The sequence below is a fragment of the Pseudomonas sp. S3_A03 genome (assembly GCF_054668275.1).
This window is the reverse complement of the sequence record NZ_CP162753.1, coordinates 430,700-451,636: the sequence shown is the minus strand read 5'-3', so window position 1 is coordinate 451,636 and position 20,937 is coordinate 430,700. Positions and strand designations below refer to the sequence as shown.

Here is a 20,937-nt window from a genome sequence, read left to right as displayed (position 1 = left end):
CGCGCTCAGCGCCGGGGGGTGTCCGGCCCAGCCAAGTCGCTGTCCGTTTCAACCAAGCCTCTGCCCGCAGGCGCGGATTATCTTGAGCGCCAGGCCACTTACGATAAGGACTGCCCTCCATGGCAATCGTTCGCCCCACCCTTGAGCAGCTACTGGACATGACGAGCCGCCTGCATATGCGGCTCAGCCCCGAGCAAGCCAGTGAATACCTGACCCTTATGCAGGCGAGTTTCGACGCCTATGACCTGATTGACGCACTGCCCGACTTCGTCCCGCCGACGCGGTATGAACGCACTGCGGGCTATCGCCCCTCGGCGGCGCACAACCCGCTCAACGCCTGGTATTACCGCACCGAAGTCAACGGTGCCCGCGAAGGCAAGCTGGCGGGCAAGACGGTTGCGCTCAAGGACAATATCTCGCTGGCCGGCGTTCCGATGATGAACGGCGCCAAGCCGCTGGAGGGCTTTGTGCCCGCGTTCGATGCCACCGTTGTCACCCGCCTGCTGGATGCGGGCGCAACCATCCTCGGCAAAGCCACCTGCGAGCATTACTGCCTGTCCGGCGGCAGTCACACCTCCGACCCGGCGCCGGTGCATAACCCCTACCGTCACGGTTTTGCCTCGGGTGGCTCGTCCTCCGGCAGCGCGGCGCTGGTTGCCGCGGGCGAGGTCGACCTGGCGGTGGGCGGAGATCAAGGCGGCTCCATCCGGATTCCTTCCGCATTCTGCGGCACCTACGGGATGAAACCGACCCACGGCCTGGTGCCCTACACCGGCATCATGGCCATTGAAGCAACCATCGACCATGCCGGCCCCATCACTGCCACCGTGCGCGACAACGCGTTGATGCTGGAGGTCATGGCCGGCGCCGACGGCCTCGACCCGCGCCAGGCCGCGCCGCAGGTCGACACGTACAGCGCTTACCTGGACCGTGGTGTGAAAGGGCTCAGGATCGGCGTTTTGCGCGAAGGCTTTGAACTGGCCAACCAGGACCCGCGCGTCGCCGCCTCGGTGCGCAATGCCATTGCCCAGTTTGAGCGGTTGGGCGCGCAGGTGGAGGACGTGTCGGTTGCCGAACATGCGATTGCCGGCGCCCTGTGGCACCCGATCGGCTGTGAAGGTCTGACCATGCAGATGATGCACGGCAATGGCGCCGGTTTTAACTGGAAAGGGCTGTACGACCTTGCGTTACTGGACAAACAAGCCGGATGGCGCGAACAGGCGGATGACCTGTCCGCGTCCCTGAAGCTGTGCATGTTCGTCGGCCAATACGGGGTCGAGCGCTACAACGGGCGTTACTACGCCAAGGCGCAAAACCTCAGGCGGCTGGCACGGGCCGGTTATGACGCGGCCTTGGCACGCTATGACCTGCTGGTGATGCCGACCGTGCCGATCATTGCCCAGCCCCACCCGGAGCCGGGTTGCTCGATCACCGATTACGTGGCGCGCGCTCTGGAAATGATCGGCAACGCCTCTGCCCAGGACATCACCGGCCATCCGGCCATGTCGATTCCCTGTGGCCTGGTGGAGGGGTTACCGGTCGGGCTCATGCTGGTGGGCAAGCACTATGCCGAAGGCACGATTTACCAGGCTGCCGCCGCGTTCGAAGCGGCTGTCGACTGGAAAAACGCCTGACCGGTTCGTCCCATGCAGCGCAAAAAATAAAGCCGCCAGGCGCTGCTTCGAAGTTCAACGATGAGGAATCCACTGATGACCAGCCAACACACCCCCTCTACGCCCGGCGAACGCGCACAGGCGCTATTGCAGGTGCTCAAGCAAAAGGACCTGATCCCCGAGGGCTACATCGAACACATGACGCAACTGATGGCGCACGAATGGAGCCCGCAAAATGGCGCCCGCGTGGTCGCCAAGGCCTGGGTCGACCCGCAGTTTCGTGCACTGTTGCTCAAGGACGGCACCGCCGCGTGCGCCCAGTTCGGCTACACCGGCCCGCAGGGCGAGTACATCGTCGCGCTGGAGGACACGCCCGGGGTCAAGAACGTGATTGTCTGCAGCCTGTGCTCGTGCACCAACTGGCCTGTCCTGGGCCTGCCGCCTGAGTGGTACAAGGGCTTTGAGTTCCGTGCGCGCCTGGTCCGGGAAGGCCGCACCGTGCTGCGCGAACTGGGGACGCAGCTGCCGGGTGACGTGGTGGTCAAGGTCTGGGACACCAGCGCCGAAACCCGTTACCTGGTGCTGCCGGTCAGGCCTGGAAGGCTCCGAGCACATGACGCAAGAGCAGCTGCAGAACCTGGTGACCAAAGACGTGCTGATTGGTGTCGCCCTGCCCCGCGTTGGCTGAACAAACCACGCATCACCGTTCAATTCCCGGAGTTTTCATTATGGATGGCTTTCACGATCTCGGCGGTTTCCAAGGCTTTGGCAAAGTCCCCCACACCATCAACAGCCTGAGCTACCAACCGGTATTCAAGCAGGACTGGGAACACCTGGCCTACAGCTTGATGTTCATCGGTGCCGATCACTTGAAGAAGTTCAGCGTGGACGAAGTGCGTCATGCCGTCGAACGCCTGGACGTTCGCCAGCATGTCGGCACCCAGTACTACGAACGCTATGTCATCGCCACCGCCACCTTGCTGGTTGAAACCGGCGTGATCACCCAGGCCGAGCTTGATCAGGCCTTGGGCTCGCACTTCAAGCTGGCAAACCCCGCACACGCCAACGGGCGCCCGGCGATCACCGGCCGCGCGCCCTTCGAGGTGGGCGACCGGGTGGTGGTGCGAGACGAGTACGTGGCCGGGCATGTGCGCATGCCGGCCTACGTGCGCGGCAAGCACGGTGTGGTGCTGCACCGCACCTCACAGACGTGGCCGTTCCCGGACGCGATTGGCCATGGCGATACGAGCGCGGCGCATCAGCCGACCTACCATGTCGAGTTTCGCGTGAAAGACCTGTGGGGCGATGCGGCCGATGAGGGGTTCGTGGTGGTCGACCTGTTCGAAAGCTATCTGGACCACGCCGACCGCCCGGTGAGCGCATGATGGACGGCGCCCTGACAGGCCGACTGCCGGTGACGGTGCTTTCCGGCTTCCTCGGCGCCGGCAAGACCACCCTGCTCAACCATATCCTGCGCAACCGTGAAGGCCTGCGCGTGGCGGTCATCGTCAATGACATGAGCGACGTCAACATCGACGCCGCCGAGGTGCAGCGCGACGTGTCGCTGCACCGTGGTCGCGATGAGTTGATCGAGATGAGCAACGGTTGTATCTGCTGCACACTACGCGCCGATCTGCTGGAGCAGATCAGTGCCCTGGCACGCCAGCAGCGTTTCGATTACCTGCTCATTGAGTCCACCGGTATCTCTGAACCGATGCCGGTCGCGGAAACGTTCGCCTTCCTCGACGCAGAAGGCTTCAGCCTCAGCGAACTGGCGCGGCTCGATACCTTGGTGACGGTGGTCGATGGCAGCCGCTTTCAGGCGTTGCTCGAATCACCACACACGGTTGCCCGCGACGACGCACAGGCGCATACGCCGATGCGCCCTCTGGCGGATCTGCTGATCGAACAGGTGGAATACGCCAACGTCATTCTGGTCAACAAGCTCGACCTGCTCGACGAAGCAGGTTACCAGGCCGTGCATGCGATCCTCGCCGGCCTTAACCCCAGCGCGCGGATCGTGCCCATGGCGCACGGCAATACCGAGTTATCCGGCATCCTCGGTACCCACCTGTTTGATTTACCCAGCCTTGCGGCGGCGCCGGGCTGGATGAGGCAGATGGAAGCGAGCGACGCAGCAGCCTCCGAGACGCACACCTATGGCGTGACCTCCTGGGTCTACCGCGAACGCGCGCCTTTTCACCCTCAGCGCTTGCTCGACTTTCTCAATCGCCCCTGGAACAACGGACGGCTGTTGCGCAGCAAAGGTTATTTCTGGCTCGCCAGCCGGCACCTGGAAACCGGCCTGCTGGCGCAAAGCGGCAGGCAGTTCCAGTGGGACTATGTCGGGCGCTGGTGGAATTTCATCGAGCCGTCGCAATGGCCGCGTGATGCCTATCGGTTGCAGAGTCTGATGGACAAATGGGACAGCGTTGTCGGCGACTGTCGGCAAGAGTTGGTCTTCATCGGCCAGGACCTGGATACCCACGCATTGCAACACGAACTCGACGCCTGCCTGCTGAGCGCCGAGGAAATCGCCGCCGGCCCGTCGGCCTGGCAAGCCCTGCCGGGGGCGGCGGCCTTTGACAGCCGGGCCTTGTCGGCGCCGACGCCGTCCTTGCCGGCAGATCCCACTTGACCGAGGTAGAGGTGCTCCATGCTTTTTTTCAGCCGAACCACCCGCTGGGTACTGGCACCGCTCGCCGACAGGCTGGACCAGCCTGATCAGGCGAACACGCCGCTGTCGTCGAACCACCCGCTGTTGCGCCGCATCCTGGCCGGCGTCGAGCGGTTGCTGCAAGAGCGGCGCAGCCTCAACGAGCAGACCCGCGCGTTGACGCTGGAGGTGACGCAACTGGACGAACGCCTGACCCGTAGCGACAGCCAGTTGCGGCAGTTGCAAGCGCGCTGGGCATTGATCACCCGCGGGGCGGATGAACTGTTCTGGGAGCTGGGCCTGGATGACAGCGCTGCACCTGCGCCGGAGTGTGCGCTGGAGTGGACAGGGTCTACGTCGATACAGACCCAGGGTATCGATCAGTTGGCGCGCTGGAGCGAACAGCTGCACCCGGCTGACCGGCAAGCGCACCTGGAGGCGCTCGGCCGGCACCTGGCCGACCGCAGTGGGCGCACGCCCTTTGCGTTGAGGGCGCGGATGAGGTCCGCAAGCGGCGGTGACTATCGCTGGTGCAGCATCAGCGGTGTTTCGCGGCGCGATGCGCAAGGCTTGCCTGTGGCCATCGGTGGGACCCTGCGTGATGTCCACGAGCAACACCTGCACAACGAGACGCTCGAACTGGCGGCCACTCGTTTCGACATCGCCCGGGAAATGCTCCACGACGGGCTCTGGGACATTGAAGTCGTGGCCGGCGACCCGGCGAACCCGAAAAATACGATTTGGTGGTCTTCGCAAATGCGCCGGCTGCTGGGCTGCAACACGGTCGAGGAGTTCCCCAACACCCTGGAAAGCTGGACCTCGCGCCTGCATCCCGACGATAGCGCACGGGCGATTGCAGCGTTTGTCGCGCACGTCGACGACCGCAGCGGCAAGACGCCGTTCGACGTGGACTATCGCCTTAAACACAAAAATGGCAGTTACCGCTGGTTCCGCGGCCGTGGGCAAACGCGCCGCGCCGCGGACGGTTCGCCGCAGAGGGTGGTAGGCGCCATTACCGATATCCATGCCCACCATGAAGAAAGCGCGATGCGCGAGGCGCAGGCACAGCAACATCGGGTGATGCAGGAAACCCTCAGCAAGTTGACGCAAATCGTCGCCACCATCCAGGGCATTGCCAGCCAGACCAACCTGTTGGCGTTGAACGCCGCCATCGAGGCGGCGCGGGCGAGGCGACGCCGGGCGCGGGTTTGCGGTGGTCGCCGATGAGGTTCGCAAGCTTGCCACCCGAACCAGCCAGGCGACCCGGCAAGCGGCCGAGATGATGGACAACTAGCCGGATCGACACGCCTTCGCTCGACGCGGGCACACAACACATTCCAACAATAACAATCAGGTACGTTATGCGCGATTACGACTCAGCAGTGACCTCCTTCGACTATCTGCAACTGGCTGCCCAGGACTTGCACGGCAAACTGAATGCCTTGAACGCCTGCATCGAATGCTGCGACCGGCACGCCCACGGCAATGCCGTGGCGTTGTACTGCGAAACGCGCGATGGCCGCGCCACGCGCTACACCTTCAGCGAGTTGCAGGCGTACGCGGCGCGCTTCGGCAATTTCTTGCGCGAGCAAGGGGTCAAGCCGGGCGACCGTGTGGCGGGCCTGATGCCCCGCACGGTTGAACTGTTGATCGCCATTTTGGGCACCTGGCGCATCGGCGCGGTGTACCAGCCCCTGTTTACCGCCTTCGGGCCCAAGGCGATCGAGCAGCGCCTGGGCTGCTCCGGGGCACGCTGGATCGTGACCGATGCGCACAACCGTCCCAAGCTGGACGACATTCCCGACTGCCCCCGCATCCTCGTCACCGGCGGCCATGCAAGGCTCTCAAGCGATTACGATTTCTGGAGCATGCTGGAGCGCCAGCCGGCTGAGTGCGCCCCCGAGATGCTGGACGCCGACGCGCCCTTTTTGCTGATGTGCACGTCGGGCACCACGGGGCCGGCCAAGCCGCTGGAAGTACCGCTGAGGGCCATTCTGGCCTTCAAGGGTTATATGCGTGATGCGATTGACCTGCGTGAGGACGATCGCTTCTGGAACCTGGCCGACCCCGGTTGGGCCTATGGCCTGTATTACGCGGTGACCGGCCCTTTGGCGTGCGGCCATGCCACGCTGTTCTATGACGGCCCGTTCACGGTGGACAGCACCTGCCAGATCATCGCCAAGTACGCGATCAGCAACCTGGCGGGTTCGCCCACCGCCTACCGCTTGTTGATCGCGGCAGGGGCCGAGTTCGCCAGCGCCGTGCGTGGCCACTTGCGCGCGGTCAGCAGCGCCGGCGAGCCGCTCAACCCGCAAGTCATCCGTTGGTTCGCCGAACAGCTCGGCGTGGTTATCCACGACCATTATGGCCAGACTGAAATCGGCATGGTGCTGTGCAATCATCACGGCCTGCGCCACCCGATACGTGAGGGCTCGGCCGGTTATGCGGTACCCGGGTACCGGATTGTCGTGCTGGACGAGGCCGCCCGTGAATTGCCGAAGGGCCGGCCAGGCGTGCTGGCGGTGGATCGCGAGCACTCGCCATTGTGCTGGTTCAACGGCTACTTCGAGATGCCCACCAAGGCCTTCGTCGACCGTTATTACTTGAGTGGCGACATCGTGGAGTTCAATGACGACGGCAGTATCAGCTTCGTCGGCCGTAACGACGACGTGATCACCACGTCCGGCTACCGCGTCGGGCCTTTCGATGTCGAAAGCGCGCTGATCGAACACCCGGCGGTGGTCGAAGCCGCCGTGATCGGCAAGCCCGACCCGCAACGCACCGAGCTGATCAAAGCGTTTGTCGTACTCAATACCCAGTACCCGCCAGGCGCCGAGTTGGCGGAAACCCTGCGCCTGCACGTGCGGGAGCGCCTGGCCGCCCATGCTTACCCACGGGAAATCGAGTTCGTCGAACAGTTGCCCAAGACGCCTAGTGGCAAGCTGCAGCGGTTCATTCTGCGCAACCAGGAAATCGCCAAACAACAGGCGCTCGACGCATGACACAGGAGGAATTCCAGCACCGAGCGCTGGAGTTGTTCCAGGCCCGCAGCTTCAGCCAGGTCAGCATGCGCGAACTGGCGGCTCACGTGGGCATCAGCCCGGGCGCGATTTATCACCATGTCGAGAGCAAGGAAGCGCTGCTGTTTCAGTGGTTGATGGAGCTGTACCAGGCGTTGCTGTCGCACGTTGAGCAGATCAGGAAACGCCGACTGACGCCCGCGCAACGCCTGACAAAACTGATCGAGTGCCATCTTCAATTGCACGAACACATGCACGCGCACTTCAAGCTGGCCGTCATGGACGCCGGCTGCCTGAGCGCGTCGATGCAAGACAGTGTCCGGCGAGCGAGAGAGGCCTATGAGGCAGAAATACTGAGTTTGGTCGAACAGCTCGGCCAAGGACCTGGCGGCCCTTTGCGCGAGGGTGCGCTCACGGTCATCCTGCCCATGCTCAACAGCCTGCCCGCCTGGTTGAACCCGTTGATGGAGCGCACTCAGCGCCGCGTCATTACCAGGACCCTCGTCAACGCGCTCGTGCAGGCCATCAAGTCGCTGCCTTGAGCCGGGTATTGCGCGCAACGCCACGCCGGCAAGCGGGTCCATTCGGGCCTGGGTGTCTACACGACGTTGGGGTGGGCCTGAACCTGGAATGAGGGGAGCTTGCTCCCCCCGTGACGGCTCGGGGACAAACGACGACCTAACTGACACCCCACATTTAGGTCGCGGCGCATCAAGTAGATGTCTACCCGCTGTCCGGCCGTCACGTGAGCAACCTCACGACAACGAAACGCCATCGCGCCCCCGTGCTTCGTTCGATATCCAGTTTCTTTTGCACCTCGCAGGCCCATCCGCCATGCCCACGCACTGCCATGAGGCACGTTGAAACCGCCCGATAAAATCGTTGAAAAAACCTGGGGACAGCGAAATTTCGCCGTGTTATGTTGATAACACAAACGCCATAAATGATCCTTCGATAACATTCTGGCCAGACTTTTTTGATACCGCTGCGGGCTTCTCATGGACAAAACAGGTTTCCTGGACATGCTGGACAGCCGGTTCGCCGACCTCACGCCGACCGGTAAACGGATTGCCGGCTACCTGCTGGCCAACCCGCAGAAACTGCCGTTCGAGACCGCGGACAGCATTGCGCAGCAGACGGATACCACCGGCATATCGGTCGGCCGATTCTTGCGCTCGCTGGGTTATCGCAACATTGACGATGTGAAAAAAAGCCTGCGTGACGATGACGACAGCGCCTGGGTCATCACCGACAGGCTGGGGGCGTTTCGTGAGGAAAAGGTCCATGGCGATACGCTTGAGCGGTCAATGAAGCGTGAAGTCGAAGCCATCCAGCGCGTGTATGCGCTGGCGCGTGGGGCCACGTTCGCGCGGATCGTCGACCGGCTGTGCACCGCCGATGCGGTGTTTATCGTCGGCATCCAGTCGACGCGTGGCATTCTGAATGCCTTCTTCAGCCACCTGGAGTACATCAGGCCCAAGGTCTATTACGTGGATGGCCTGTCGGGCACCTATGCGGAGTCGTTGAATTCTCAATTCGAAAACCCCTACGCAGTGATTGCGGATTTTCGTATGTATTCAGCCGTGGCGCGGACCTTCTGCGATGTCGCCCACCAACAGCACCTGCCGCTGGCCTTCATTACCGATTTTCAGTGCCCCTGGGCACGGGATTACCCGCATGACCTGCTTCAACTGGATTCGGACGTGGGGCAATTCTGGGACTCGCTGGCGCCGCTTTCCTGCCTGCTCAACCTGATCGTTTCCGCAGTGGCCGAGCAACTGGGCGACAGCCTGGATGAACGTCTGGCAAGGAACCGCGAGTTGCAACAACTGTTCGGTCAATTTGATTGATCACGTGGCGATGCCCCATTCAACGTCTGTGCTGGAGCCTTGAAGTGAATAACAACCCCCTCATCGAAGTGGATGCCCAGGCGTTGAAAATCGAGGTCGACCTGGTGTACGCCAGGGCCGATAACCTGGCCGGCAAACAGATCTATCAGGACCCGCGCCGCCTGTTACACCCCGACGCTCACGCCTGCCTGCGCAAGGCCTGCCAACTGGCCCACCAGGCGGGTTTGAGCCTGCGCATTCTCGACGCCTACCGGCCGCCGTACGCTCAATACCTGTTGTGGGCCGCGCTGCCCAATGCCGAATACGTTCGCGACCCCGCCCTGGGCTCGCATCACAGTCGCGGCGTGGCCGTCGATCTCACGCTGATCGATGCCAATGGCAAGGCATTGGATATGGGCACCGGGTTTGACGACATGCGCGAAAAGTCGCACCAGTTCTATGTTGATCTTCCTCCCCAGGTGCAACAGAACCGCTTGATCCTGCTAGGGATCATGCTCGCGTCCGGATTCACCTACATAGACAGCGAGTGGTGGCATTACGAATTACCTGATGCACAGCAGTACCCACTGATTGACGACCCGTCAGTCGCGCCCGCCCCCTTGATCCAATGACCGTGACACCCGACCGGGGCCTCTATAAATCCCGGCGTAGAACAACAGCAACACTGGGATGCCCTGACGCAGCCCGTTTACTGCCCGGTAAAGCACCAATAAAAACCTGAAAAATTCCATACATCGAACGATAAAGGAACCGGCATGAAATCAATCGTTGAACCTCGTCATCTGGCGATGGCTGTTTTCTTCAGCGCAATGGGCCTCGGCTCATTTCAGGCGGCCAGTGCTGCCGTACCCCAGGACACCTTGATGATCGGTAAACCGTCCGATCCTCAAACGCTCGACCCGGCGGTGACCATCGATAACAACGACTGGGCCATTACCTACCCGGCTTATCAGCGCCTGGTGACGTACAAGGTCGAAAACGGCAAAGGCAGCACCGAAGTGCAAGGCGAACTTGCCGCCAGTTGGTCGACCTCACCGGATAACCTCACCTGGGAATTCAAGCTCAAGCCCGGCAACAAGTTCGATGACGGCTCCGAGGTGAATGCCGAGGCGGTCAAGTTTTCCTTTGATCGCGTGATGAAACTCAAACAAGGGCCTTCGGGAGCGTTCCCTGAAGATATGGACGTCAGCACGGTCGACCCAATGACGGTGCGCTTTACCCTCAAAGCGCCCTATGCACCGTTTCTGTCGACGCTGGCGCACAACGGCGCCGCTATCGTGAACCCCGCCGTGGCCAAGAAGCCTGAAGGTGCCGAGACCTATCTGTCGACGCATACCGCCGGCTCCGGGGCGTTCAAACTGATCAACTGGCAGAAAGGCCAGGCCCTGACCATGGAACAGAACAGCTACTACGCCGGCCCCAAGCCGACCCTGAACAAGGTCGTCGTCAAGATCATCGGCGAGGCCTCGGTACGCCGCCTGCAACTGGAACATGGCGACCTGGACATCATCGAAGACATGCCGGAGGACCAGCTCCAGGCCCTGGCGAAAAAACCCGGGATTGTGATCGGTGATTACCCTCGCTGCGGGTGACGATGCTCTACCTGAACACGCAGAAAGCGCCGCTGAACAACCCGGATGCCCGCCGCGCAATCATTGAGTCGGTCGACTACAACGGGATTATCCAAGGCATCCTGGGCGGCAAGGCAAAACCATTGAACGGCCCGATTCCACAGGGCATGTGGGCGTATGACGAAAAGCTGCCGGCGCTCAAGCAGGACCTGAGCAAAGCCAAGGCGGACCTGGCCAGGGTCTCGCCAAAGTCAGTAACCTGACCTTCATGTATTCCGACAAAGACCCGAACTGGGAACCCATCGGCTTGACCTTGCAAGCCGGCCTGCAATCGATCGGCGTCAACCTGAAGATGGAAAAACTGGCCAACGCCAGCATGCGTGAACGCTTGGGCACGGGGGATTTCGACGTCGCCATCGGCTCATGGAGCCCGGATTTTGCCGACCCCTACATGTTCATGAATTTCTTTTTCGACTCCAAGCTCAAGGGGCTGGCGGGCAACCGTTCCCTGTACGACAACCCGGCGGTCGACAAACTGATTCGTGAATCGGCCACCACCAACGACATGGCCACGCGTGTCGAGCTGTATCAGCAGGCGCAGAAGATCGTGCTCAATGACAGCGTCTACGCCTATCTCTACCAGAAGGCCTACACCTTGCCGATGAGCGACAAGGTCAAGGGGTATGTGTTCAACCCGATGCTTGAGCAAGTCTTCAACATCGGCACGATCACCAAGTAAGCCACGGCGGGCGGCAGCGGCCTCGCGGCTCACGCGAGCCCGCTGCCACGCCATGCCCGCGAGCAGCCTGGCCCTGCCCCCTTTATAGAGTGACCGAGGTGCCCTATGGCCTTCCTGAATACAGTGCGAAAACGTCTCGGCGGCCTCCTTCTGGTGGTGTTCGGGGTTTCGCTGATCACCTTTTCGATTTCCCATCTTATCCCCGGCGATCCGGCGCGCCTGATCGCGGGTGACCGCGCCACGGATGCGATTGTCGAGAATATTCGGCATCAATTGGGCCTGGACCTGCCGCTGTACCAGCAATACGGGCGTTACATGCTTGACCTGTTTCATGGCGACCTGGGCACCTCGATTCGAACCAGCCGCCCGGTGCTCGAAGACTTGCAGGCGTTTTTCCCGGCCACCCTGGAGCTGGCCTTCGCCGCGCTGACATTGTCGATCCTGGTGGGCGTGCCGCTCGGTGTGTTGTCGGCGGTCTACCACAATCGCCTTATCGACCAGATCGCCAGGACCCTGGCGGTAACCGGCATCTCCACCCCCGCCTTCTGGCTGGGCCTGGGGCTGATCGTCGTCTTCTACGGTCATCTGAACTGGCTGCCCGGCAGCGGGCGACTCGATGAAGGCTTGACCCCACCGCCGACGTTTACCGGCTTCTACCTGATCGATTCACTGATTGCCGGCGACATGGCGCTGTTTTGCAACGCACTCAAACACCTGATCCTGCCCGCCGTCACCCTGGGGTTCGTCAACCTGGGGGTTATCGCGCGGCAGATCCGCTCGGCGATGCTGGATCAGCTCGGCGAAGACTACATACGCACGGCACGCGCCTACGGGTTGTCGAAGTGGACCGTGATCCTTCGCCATGCGCTGCCCAATGCACTGATTCCTTCCATCACGGTGCTGGGCTTGACCCTCGGCGACCTGCTGTATGGCGCGGTGCTGACCGAAACGGTGTTCGCCTGGCCGGGGATGGGCGCCTACGTCGTCAAGTCAATCCAATCGCTGGATTTCCCGGCCGTCATGGGCTTCGCCATCCTGGTGTCGTTCATCTACGTACTGCTCAACATGACCATCGATCTGTTGTATCGCGTGATCGACCCGCGCATTGGCGAGGTTAACTGACAATGTCTGATTCCCTGGTTGCACCTGCCGTCAAACCGCTGCCGAAAATGAACCGCTGGCAGGACAAGCTCGCGTACTTGGCCCACCAGCTAAGGCGCAGCCCGCTGACCATGGCCGGGCTGCTGATCACCCTCGCGGTGCTGCTGGTGATGCTGTTCGCACCGTGGCTCGCGCCCCATGACCCCAACGCATTGAACCTGGCGCAGCGGCTGGCGGCGCCTTCGGCGCAGCATTGGTTCGGCACCGATGAAGTCGGGCGTGACCTGTTCAGCCGGGTGCTGTACGGCAGCCGGCAATCGGTGGGCGTCGGCCTGTTCGTGGCCTTCACGTCGTGCCTGGCCGGTGGCTTGCTCGGTTGCATGTCCGGGATCATTGGCGGGCGCTTCGACAGCCTGGTGATGCGTGTGATGGACATCATGCTGTCGGTGCCGTCGCTGGTGCTGATCATGGCGCTGGCCGCCGCGTTGGGCCCCAGCCTGTTCAATGCGATGCTGGCGATTACCCTGGTGCGGGTTCCGTTCTATGTGCGCCTGGCGCGCGGCCAGGCCCTGAGCATTCGGCAGATGGGCTACGTGAAAGCCGCCGAGACCTTCGGCGCGGGGCGCTGGCACATGGTGAGCTGGCATGTCGCCCGCAACGCCATGCCGCCCCTGCTGGTGCAACTGAGCCTGGATATCGGCAGCGCGATCCTGATGGCTTCCGCCTTGGGGTTCATCGGCCTGGGCGCGCAACAACCGACCGCCGAATGGGGCGCCATGGTCGCCACCGGACGCAACTACATTCTTGATCAGTGGTGGTACTCCACCTTTCCAGGGGTCGCGATCTTGATCACCGCGACAGGGTTCAACTTATTGGGCGACGGCGTACGCGACCTGCTCGACCCACGCCAGCAGGGGGAAATGAGCATGCCTATCCAGCCACAGGTCACTGCCCATTCACGCGAACCCGTGCTGTCCATCGACAACCTGCGGATTGAATTCCCGGCATACCGCAGCACCGTAAAAGCGCTCAACGGTGTCTCCCTGGAGGTCAAGGCCGGCGAAATTGTCGGCGTGATCGGTGAGTCGGGCTCGGGAAAATCTGTGACCGCCATGCTGAGCATGCGCTTGCTGCCGGAACGCGCCTACGCGGTCAAAAGCGGGGCGCTGCGCATTCTGGGACGAGACATGCTGGGCGCCTTGGAAAAAGATCTGCTCAAGGTGCGTGGCAAAGACGTCGCGATGATTTTCAAGAGCCGATGACCGCACTCAACCCGACCCGGCGTATCGGCCGGCAGATGCTCGATGTGATCATTCATCACCAAAAGCTGAGCACGTGCGCAGCCCGCGCCAAAGCCATCGCCTTGCTGCGCGACATGCACATCGCCGACCCCGAGCAGGTCATGCACAGTTACCCGTTCGAACTGTCCGGCGGCATGCGCCAGCGGGTCATGATCGCCTTGGCGTTCTCCTGCGATCCGCAATTGTTGATCGCCGACGAGCCGACCACCGCGCTCGACGTCACCGTGCAGCGCCAGGTCTTGTTGCTGCTGCGCGAAAAGGCTCGCCAACGGGGCACTGCGATCCTTCTGATTACCCACGACATGGCCCTGGTTTCGCAGTTTTGCGACCGGGTGTACGTGATGTACACCGGCGCGGTGGTCGAGCAAGGCATGACCGCCCAGGTAATGGCTGATCCCCGTCATCCCTACACGAAGGGGTTGCTCTGCGGCTTGCCGGAACAGGTCGAGCCAGGTCAGGACCTGATGACCATCCCAGGCCAGGTCCCCAACCTCGCTGCATTGCCCGAAGGTTGCACGTTTCGCGAGCGCTGCCCCCATGCCATGGCGCGATGTGCCGAGCGCCCGCCGATGCAGTCCGTCGATGCCCGAACCGGCCACCAAAGCGCGTGTTGGTTGGTCGAGGCGCCCTCCCCCTCATCCCTGGAGTTGCACTCATGAATGACATCGCCACGCTCGCCACCCGCCCGCCCATCCTGGGCTTGCAGGACGTCAGGGTGCACTACCCGATGGGCACTGACTGGTTGGGAAGACCCAAGCCGTGGCACACGCGCTCAATGGCATTGACCTGCAGGTGCAGGCCGGTGAAACCCTGGGTATCGTCGGCGAGTCAGGCTGCGGCAAGAGCACCCTGGCGCAACTGTTGATGGGCTTGATCAAACCCACGTCAGGCCGGCTCGATTGGGTGTACAACACCGACAGCGAGCGCAGCAGCCATGTGCAGATCGTCTTCCAGGACCCGCAGTCCTCGCTGGACCCACGCCTGCCGATCTGGAAAATCATCACTGAACCGCTCTACGTACAACGTAGCGCTCCCCGCCAGAATATGCGCGACATTGCCGCCAAAGTCGTCGCGCAGGTCGGCATCCGGGCTGAGTATCTCGACCGCTACCCTCACCAGTTTTCCGGCGGGCAACGCCAACGCATCGCGATCGCGCGGGCGCTGTCGTCGGACCCGGACATTATCGTCCTGGACGAGCCCACCTCCGCGCTGGACATTTCGGTACAGGCGCAAATCCTCAATCTGTTGAGTGAGCTGCAGCGCGCTCGGCAACTGACCTATATCCTCATTTCCCACAACGTATCGGTGGTGCGCCATATGGCGGACCGGGTGGCCGTCATGTACCTGGGACAGGTGGTGGAGCTGGGTTCTGCGGCGCAGGTGCTGGAGCATCCGCGCCATCCCTATACGCGCTTGTTGCTCGAAGCCGTTCCCCGCCTGGGGGCCCGCGTGGACGATGCGCATGTCTCGGCACCGACCGAGTTGCCCGGCAATCGCAACTTGCCCAAAGGCTGCTTTTTCCGTGATCGCTGCCCGCAGGCGACGGTTGGCTGTGAACGACCTCAAGCGTTACTGCCGGCCAGCCGCTCCAGTGGCACTGAGCAAGTCAGATGCCACCTGGCGTCAGCCGAGCAAGGGCTGCCAACCCAACCGGCCGGTTAGCGCGCGGCACAGGCATTGATCGGCGGTACCCGCCCCCGCCACGGCTGCGCCCGCTCCAACTGTGCAGCAAGCGCGAACAAGGTACTTTCTTCGCCAAAACGCGCAGCAAAATGCGCCCCCATCGGCAGGCCGGCCGCGCTCCAGTGCAACGGTACCGACATCGCCGGCTGCCCGGTGGCGTTGAACAGCGCGGTGAACGGCGAGTAGCTGTGGAAGCGTTCGATCAACTCTTCCAGGCTCAAGCGGTCGTCCTGCAGGTCCAGCTCGCCGATCAGTACCGGTGCACGGGCCAGGGTGGGTGTGAGGATCAGGTCATAGTCCTGCATGAACACCGCCAGTTGCCGGCCCAACGCATGGATCCACTCCACCGCGCCGGCGTACTGCGCACCACTGACCTCGCCCTTGCTGCGCAAGATGATCCGCGTACGCGCCTCCAGCTCCTCGGGCTGCACCGCAAAGCCGCGCATCTGGCCCAATACGTCGAGGTAATGACGGGTGCTGGCGCCAATGATGGTAAACACCTGATCGAGAAACTCCGGCAGCGCCACCGGCAGCTTCACCGGCTCGACACGGTGGCCCAGGGATTCGCACAGCCTGGCCGCCGCGCGCACGGATTCGACCGCTTCGCTGGATGTCGCCCACGGCCCGAGTTGCTCCACCAGTGCAATCCGCAGCGGCCGTGGATCACGTTGCAGCGCCGAGACATAGGGCTGCGCCTGCAAGGGCGCGGCGTATGGCGCCCCAAGGTCGATACCCGCCGTCGCATCCAGCAACGCGGCACTGTCGCGTACCGACAAGGTGATGGCGTGGGGCGTGCCCATCCCCGCCCACCCTTCGCCAATCATCGGCCCCGAAGGTAACAACCCGCGACTCGGCTTGAGGCCAAACACCCCGCAGCAGGAGGCCGGCACGCGCAGCGAACCACCGCCATCGTTGCCATGGGCAAACGGCACCACGCGCGCCGCCACCAGGGCCGCCGCGCCGCCGCTGGAACCGCCCGCGCTGTGGCTGATGTTCCAAGGGTTGCGCGTGGCACCAAAGCGGTTGGACTCGGTGGAGTACGAGGTGCCGAATTCGGGCGAGGTGCTGGTACCGGCAATCACGCAACCGGCTCGGCGCAGACGGGTCACGAGCTCAGCGTCGAAGTCGGCGCGAAACCCTCCCAGCGCCTGGGAACCATTGGTCATGGCCGCGCCGTTGACCGGCGAGAACAGGTCCTTGATCAACGTCGGCACGCCGGCAAACACCCCGGCACCGGGCTGCAGGGTGCGAGCGGCTTCACGGGCCGAATCGTACAGGCGCTCGGCCACGGCATTGAGCTGCGGCTCGACCAGCTCGATGCGGTCGATGACCGCCTCCAGCAGCTCGCCGGGTTGCAGCTCGCCGCGCCGCAGCCACTCGGCCAAGCCGGTGGCGTCTTCGGTGTCCAGCAGGTTGTGGATGTCCATGTGCATGTCCTCTTGATTACGAATGACTTGAGCCGAACGTTCGGGTCGCCGCCTTGCGTCGCGCTTGCAGGCCGGCCAGCGCCCAGACCAGGGCGGAGACCACACTGGCGAACGCCAGCCACTGAATGGAAAGGCGCAGGTCGCCAGAGCGGGCACTGAGCAGTGCCACCACCAACGGGCTGACGAACTGGCCGAAATACAGGCAAGAGGTGAACCCGCCCAGGCCGCGCCCACGGTTCTGGCGCTGAGGGCATTCATCACCGGCGCCATCGCGTTGGGCACCAGCAGCCCGGCGCCCAGGCCGTGAATCAGCACCGCCAGCAGTACTGCGTTGTAGCTTTGCCCGCGCATCAGCAGCCACAGCCCCAACCCCAGCAACGTCAGCAGCAACGCGTTGCAGCCGGCGATACCGATGCGGCGGCGCAGCAACGGCCAGGCCAGCGAACCGCCGAGGGTCGCCAGCAGGCTCAACCCCGCTGACAGCCCGATCATCGTGCTCGACGTTACGCCCAGGCCGACCAGCAGAATCGGCGCCTGGATCGGCACCACAAAACTCAGGATCATGCCGCACAGAATCAGCAGGTAACCGATCACCACGGGCAGGATCGCCACCCGCCCCTCTTCAGGCCTATCGACGAGCTGTCGGCTGGCCGCGGGCTCCCACAGCACTTTCATCATCACCGGCACCAGCAACAATGGCAGCAGGTACAGCAGGAACGGTTGGCGCCAGGAATGCTCGCCCATCGCCCCGCCTACTACGAAGAACAGCGCGCCCACCAGGCCGATGGTCACCACTTGCCGGTTGATGTAGCGCATGCGTTCCTCGCCGTGCCAATAGTCGGCGATCAGCGTGGCGCAACAGGTCATGACCGCCGCTTCGGCGGCACCGAACAACAGGCGTATCCCCACAATGGTCGGCAAATTGTCCAGTACCGCCGGCAACGCGCCGAGCACGGCGTAGAGCAAGGTAGCGAGGATCAGCAAGTTTTTGCGCCCGACCCGGTCGGCCAACCAGCCGGCCAGGGCGCGCACACTGCAATCGCCAATGCCGGCCCGGTAACCACCAGCGGCACCAGCATGTCGGCATGCGATTGCAGCGGGCCGAACTCGGCGCCGAGCTTGGGCAGCACCGGCGCCACCATGACCACGCCCATGATGGTCAGGCTACTGCCCAGCATCAGCACCAGCCCTTCGCGGCGCCCGGTGGCTTGACGGGGTGATGCGCTATCAGAACGTAATGGGTTCATGGCCAGCCCCTTAAAAGCTTTGAGAAATACGCAGCGCCACGGTGTAGCCTTCGGCCCGGTTGCGGGCGTCGGTTTCCTTGTAGGCATGCAGCCAGATGGGTGGCAGGCCGGGCTTGAAGTAGCTCACCGCCGGCCCCACCGCCAACACTCGTGCGCGATTGCCCGATTGCAGCCCCGGCGCGTCGTCATCGCTGAACTGGCGGTAGTAGTAACCGCCCAGGCCCAGGGTCCAGGGACCCACATGCTGGCCCACGGCAAATTCGTGGCGGTACTCGACACCGTTTTTGTAGTCGGTCGCGGGGTTGCGCGTGTTGACGTCGACTTCAAAGCTTGAAGACACCTCAAAGCCACTGTCGGTGATGTAGGTGGCGTTGACGATCGGCGAGAACGTCCAGTGGTTGAGCCCCGGGGAAATCAAGCGATTCTTGTCGTAGTCGCCGGTGGGTGCCTGGATCTGCAACTGGGTGTTGATGAACAGGTTCGGCGACAGGTTCCACTGCAGGATCAGCGGCAGAAATTGCATGTCGGCCATTCGGAACGGATCGGCTTCCAGGTGCAAGGGCCCGACCGGCGTCGGCACCTTGACGGAAGCGTCCATCTTGAAGAACGGCACCACCACCCCGTAGCCGTAGTTGGCGCCCAGCACGGTGTGATCCGTCATGCGCATGTAGGCGACGCCGATGGACAACACATCCAGTGAGAAGTGGTTGTCGACGGAGCGCCCGTGGCGATCCTTCTGCACGTTGGCCGAATAGAACGCCGTTCGCAGCCCCAGCGTGCCGAACGGCGTGGCCGGCGGCATCATCCCCGCGCCGAAGTCATACACCCCGACCGCCGTGGTCGGCGCACCGTTCTCGGTAGCCTGGGCCGCGGCGCAGCAGCCGAGCAACCCCAGGGTGAACAGCGTCATGCGTGCGGCGCTTGCGTTATTGTTGTTGCTCATCGAATGCCCTCCCATCAAGTGGTGTGGGCCATCGTATTGAGCAGCGCTGGGGGCGGGTTATCCGTTTTCAGCAGAGTTGAGCGCGTCGCAGGGTCTGCGAAGGGCTTTCGCCAAACATGGTGCGGTAATCGCCCGAGAACCGGCTCAGGTGCCAGAAACCCCAGCGCGCCGCCACGGCCTGGACCCCTTGCGGCGGCATGCTCATACGCAGTTCGCGACGCACCGCGTTGAGGCGCAATGCACGCAAATAGGCCACCGGGTTGATCCCCAGGGTTTCCTGGAAGCAGTACTGGAGTTTGCGCCGGCTGGCGCCGATGTGGTTGCACAGGTCGAGGATCGACAGCGGCTCATCGAGATGACTGAGCGCGTACTCGCGGGCGCGGTCGACCATTCGTTTACGCGCCGTGGGGTTCAGGGGTGGCGCCTGGTCCGGCGCAATCAGTTCCAGTACGTGCAGCATCACCGTATCGCGGATGCCGCGACGGATCGCGTCATGCCCGAACAGCGCGTCACGCTTTTGCTCGCACCCTGCCAGTGCGTCGAACAAGGACGAGAGTGCCTGTTGCACCGGTGAGTCGCCCAAACGGTAACACTTGGGAAGATCGGTAATTCGAAGGGGCTGCCCTGTCGTTCCAGAATGTGTTGCAGCACGTGCTCGTCAATCGCCACGCTGAGCAGGTCAAGGTGCTGGGGCGTATGCAGCTCGGGCAGGTTGCGCCCGTGGGCAACCAGCAGGCTGGGGTCGTGAATCGGGTGCCCGGCACAGTACACCGGCCCATGCGCACTCAGCGGCAAGCTGAAGGTGATCGCACCGTCCCAGGCTTCTCCGCTCTTGATCATGGCTTGATTAGAGCGGTCGCGGGCCAGTTGCATCCAGCCCGAGCGGAACTCAATCAGCTCGCCTTCAAAGGCACCCGGCGATAACTGATCGTAGCGAACTTGCCAGCCCTGCATATTGCGGGCGTGCTCATCGATGTCACTCGTCAGGAAGCGCTGGAGGGGCGGCATAGACCGCACCGTCTTCGAAACCGCGGGCATCCGCTCATTATTGTTGTTCATGGACCCGACCTTTTTCAGTTGCAAGGCTTACGGGTCACCTACAAGGCAAGTTCCATTCCGAACTCAGGACAGGTCGCGCATTTGTGCCGAAAAGGGATAGTGCGCGGGACCAACACAGGTCGCCCGCGGGCCAATACGTTCATCTGTTAACGATTTTTTTGCGCATCACGGCTTTATATTTTTCAGCTCGTTGAGCAGGCCCAGCAACTGCTCCATTTTTTCCGCGCCAAACTGTTCTTCGATCTTGCGGTAGTTGCTTTCCATGCCTTCGCTCATCGACACAAAACACTGCTGGCCGCGTTCGGTGAGGCCGACGAATACGCGCCGCTGGTCCTGGCTGGACTTTTTGCCGACGCACCAGGCCATCGCGCTCCAGGCGGGTCAATACGCCGGTCATGCTGGGTTTCAGGATGCAGGCCTGCTGGGCAAGTTGATGGCTTTCCAATTCGCCCTGCTGGCGCAGGATGCGAATCACCCGCCACTGCTGTTCGGTCAGTTCATGCTTGTTCAGCGCCGGCCGGAAAAACGCCATGGCGGCTTCACGGGCTTGCAGCAGGGTCAGGGTCAGCGAAGGTCTGGGGTTGGCCATATCGGCACCACGTGGATGATCGAGTCGGCAGCTTAGTGTCGCCGCCCGGCGCACGCAAGCCTGTGAAGAGTGCAATCGGTTCCGTGTAAAAGCCATTCTGTGCGAGCGCCGCGCTGGTCATGCTGACCCGACAAAATC

11 protein-coding genes and 10 pseudogenes are annotated in these 20,937 nt (G+C 62.7%); 16 read left to right on the top strand and 5 right to left on the bottom strand.

The features are described 5' to 3' along the window. Window positions 1–119: 119 nt before the first annotated feature. The 15 genes and pseudogenes from AB4O25_RS02105 (at window position 120) to AB4O25_RS02035 (ending at window position 15,513) form a co-directional block, all read left to right on the top strand. The gene (locus AB4O25_RS02105) at window positions 120–1,634 is read left to right on the top strand and encodes an amidase (RefSeq protein ID WP_017528322.1); all 1,515 of its coding nucleotides are present in this window, start codon (window positions 120–122) and stop codon (window positions 1,632–1,634) included. Between the two features lie 75 nt (window positions 1,635–1,709). Then, window positions 1,710–2,301, top strand: a pseudogene (gene nthA / locus AB4O25_RS02100) (nitrile hydratase subunit alpha). Between the two features lie 40 nt (window positions 2,302–2,341). Continuing rightward, window positions 2,342–2,998: a nitrile hydratase subunit beta gene (gene nthB / locus AB4O25_RS02095; RefSeq protein WP_003173242.1), complete on the top strand. Its 657-nt coding sequence runs from the start codon at window positions 2,342–2,344 to the stop codon at window positions 2,996–2,998. After that, window positions 2,995–4,251 (top strand): CobW family GTP-binding protein, encoded by a 1,257-nt coding sequence (locus AB4O25_RS02090; RefSeq protein WP_116079615.1) that lies wholly within the window; start codon window positions 2,995–2,997, stop codon window positions 4,249–4,251. Before nthB ends, AB4O25_RS02090 begins: the two co-directional genes overlap by 4 nt. An 18-nt stretch (window positions 4,252–4,269) precedes the next feature. Further along, window positions 4,270–5,220, top strand: a pseudogene (locus tag AB4O25_RS02085) (PAS domain-containing protein); the annotation flags it as partial. Between the two features lie 48 nt (window positions 5,221–5,268). Then, window positions 5,269–5,539, top strand: a pseudogene (locus tag AB4O25_RS02080) (methyl-accepting chemotaxis protein); the annotation flags it as partial. Between the two features lie 91 nt (window positions 5,540–5,630). Then, window positions 5,631–7,271 (top strand): AMP-binding protein, encoded by a 1,641-nt coding sequence (locus AB4O25_RS02075; protein ID WP_460150393.1) that lies wholly within the window; start codon window positions 5,631–5,633, stop codon window positions 7,269–7,271. After that, window positions 7,268–7,831 carry a TetR/AcrR family transcriptional regulator gene (locus AB4O25_RS02070; RefSeq protein WP_017528317.1) on the top strand — a complete coding sequence of 188 codons (564 nt, stop codon included), beginning with the start codon at window positions 7,268–7,270 and terminating at the stop codon, window positions 7,829–7,831. The genes AB4O25_RS02075 and AB4O25_RS02070 overlap by 4 nt, the downstream gene beginning before the upstream one ends. A 456-nt stretch (window positions 7,832–8,287) precedes the next feature. Next, window positions 8,288–9,139, top strand: coding sequence for a MurR/RpiR family transcriptional regulator (locus AB4O25_RS02065; protein WP_460150392.1), 852 nt, complete (start codon window positions 8,288–8,290; stop codon window positions 9,137–9,139). Between the two features lie 44 nt (window positions 9,140–9,183). Next, the gene (gene ddpX, locus AB4O25_RS02060; RefSeq protein WP_460150390.1) at window positions 9,184–9,750 is read left to right on the top strand and encodes a D-alanyl-D-alanine dipeptidase; all 567 of its coding nucleotides are present in this window, start codon (window positions 9,184–9,186) and stop codon (window positions 9,748–9,750) included. A gap of 144 nt (window positions 9,751–9,894) precedes the next feature. Then, window positions 9,895–11,449, top strand: a pseudogene (locus AB4O25_RS02055) (ABC transporter substrate-binding protein). 105 nt (window positions 11,450–11,554) lie between these two features. Continuing rightward, window positions 11,555–12,571, top strand: coding sequence for an ABC transporter permease (locus AB4O25_RS02050; RefSeq protein ID WP_017528313.1), 1,017 nt, complete (start codon window positions 11,555–11,557; stop codon window positions 12,569–12,571). Window positions 12,572–12,618: 47 nt separating this feature from the next. Next, window positions 12,619–13,470 (top strand): annotated as a pseudogene (gene ddpC / locus AB4O25_RS02045) (D,D-dipeptide ABC transporter permease); the annotation flags it as partial. A 6-nt stretch (window positions 13,471–13,476) separates the two neighbouring features. After that, window positions 13,477–14,510: pseudogene (locus AB4O25_RS02040) on the top strand (ABC transporter ATP-binding protein). Next, window positions 14,507–15,513: pseudogene (locus AB4O25_RS02035) on the top strand (oligopeptide/dipeptide ABC transporter ATP-binding protein). Before AB4O25_RS02040 ends, AB4O25_RS02035 begins: the two co-directional pseudogenes overlap by 4 nt. On the opposite strand, the gene AB4O25_RS02030 reads toward AB4O25_RS02035, so the two are convergent. The 5 genes and pseudogenes from AB4O25_RS02030 to hpaR form a co-directional block, all read right to left on the bottom strand. Continuing rightward, entirely contained in the window at window positions 15,510–16,961 is a 1,452-nt protein-coding gene (locus AB4O25_RS02030; protein WP_460150388.1) for an amidase, read from the bottom strand. The pseudogene AB4O25_RS02035 and the gene AB4O25_RS02030 sit on opposite strands and share 4 nt — an antisense overlap. A 16-nt stretch (window positions 16,962–16,977) precedes the next feature. Next, a pseudogene (locus AB4O25_RS02025) lies at window positions 16,978–18,208 on the bottom strand (MFS transporter). Window positions 18,209–18,218: 10 nt separating this feature from the next. Further along, window positions 18,219–19,151, bottom strand: coding sequence for a SphA family protein (locus tag AB4O25_RS02020; protein ID WP_017528307.1), 933 nt, complete (start codon window positions 19,149–19,151; stop codon window positions 18,219–18,221). Between the two features lie 67 nt (window positions 19,152–19,218). After that, window positions 19,219–20,210, bottom strand: a pseudogene (locus AB4O25_RS02015) (helix-turn-helix domain-containing protein). Window positions 20,211–20,375: 165 nt separating this feature from the next. Continuing rightward, window positions 20,376–20,721, bottom strand: a pseudogene (gene hpaR, locus AB4O25_RS02010) (homoprotocatechuate degradation operon regulator HpaR). On the opposite strand from hpaR, the gene AB4O25_RS02005 reads away from it, so the two are divergent. After that, window positions 20,644–20,835: a hypothetical protein gene (locus AB4O25_RS02005; RefSeq protein ID WP_460151010.1), complete on the top strand. Its 192-nt coding sequence runs from the start codon at window positions 20,644–20,646 to the stop codon at window positions 20,833–20,835. The pseudogene hpaR and the gene AB4O25_RS02005 sit on opposite strands and share 78 nt — an antisense overlap. The last annotated feature ends 102 nt before the right edge of the window (window positions 20,836–20,937 follow it).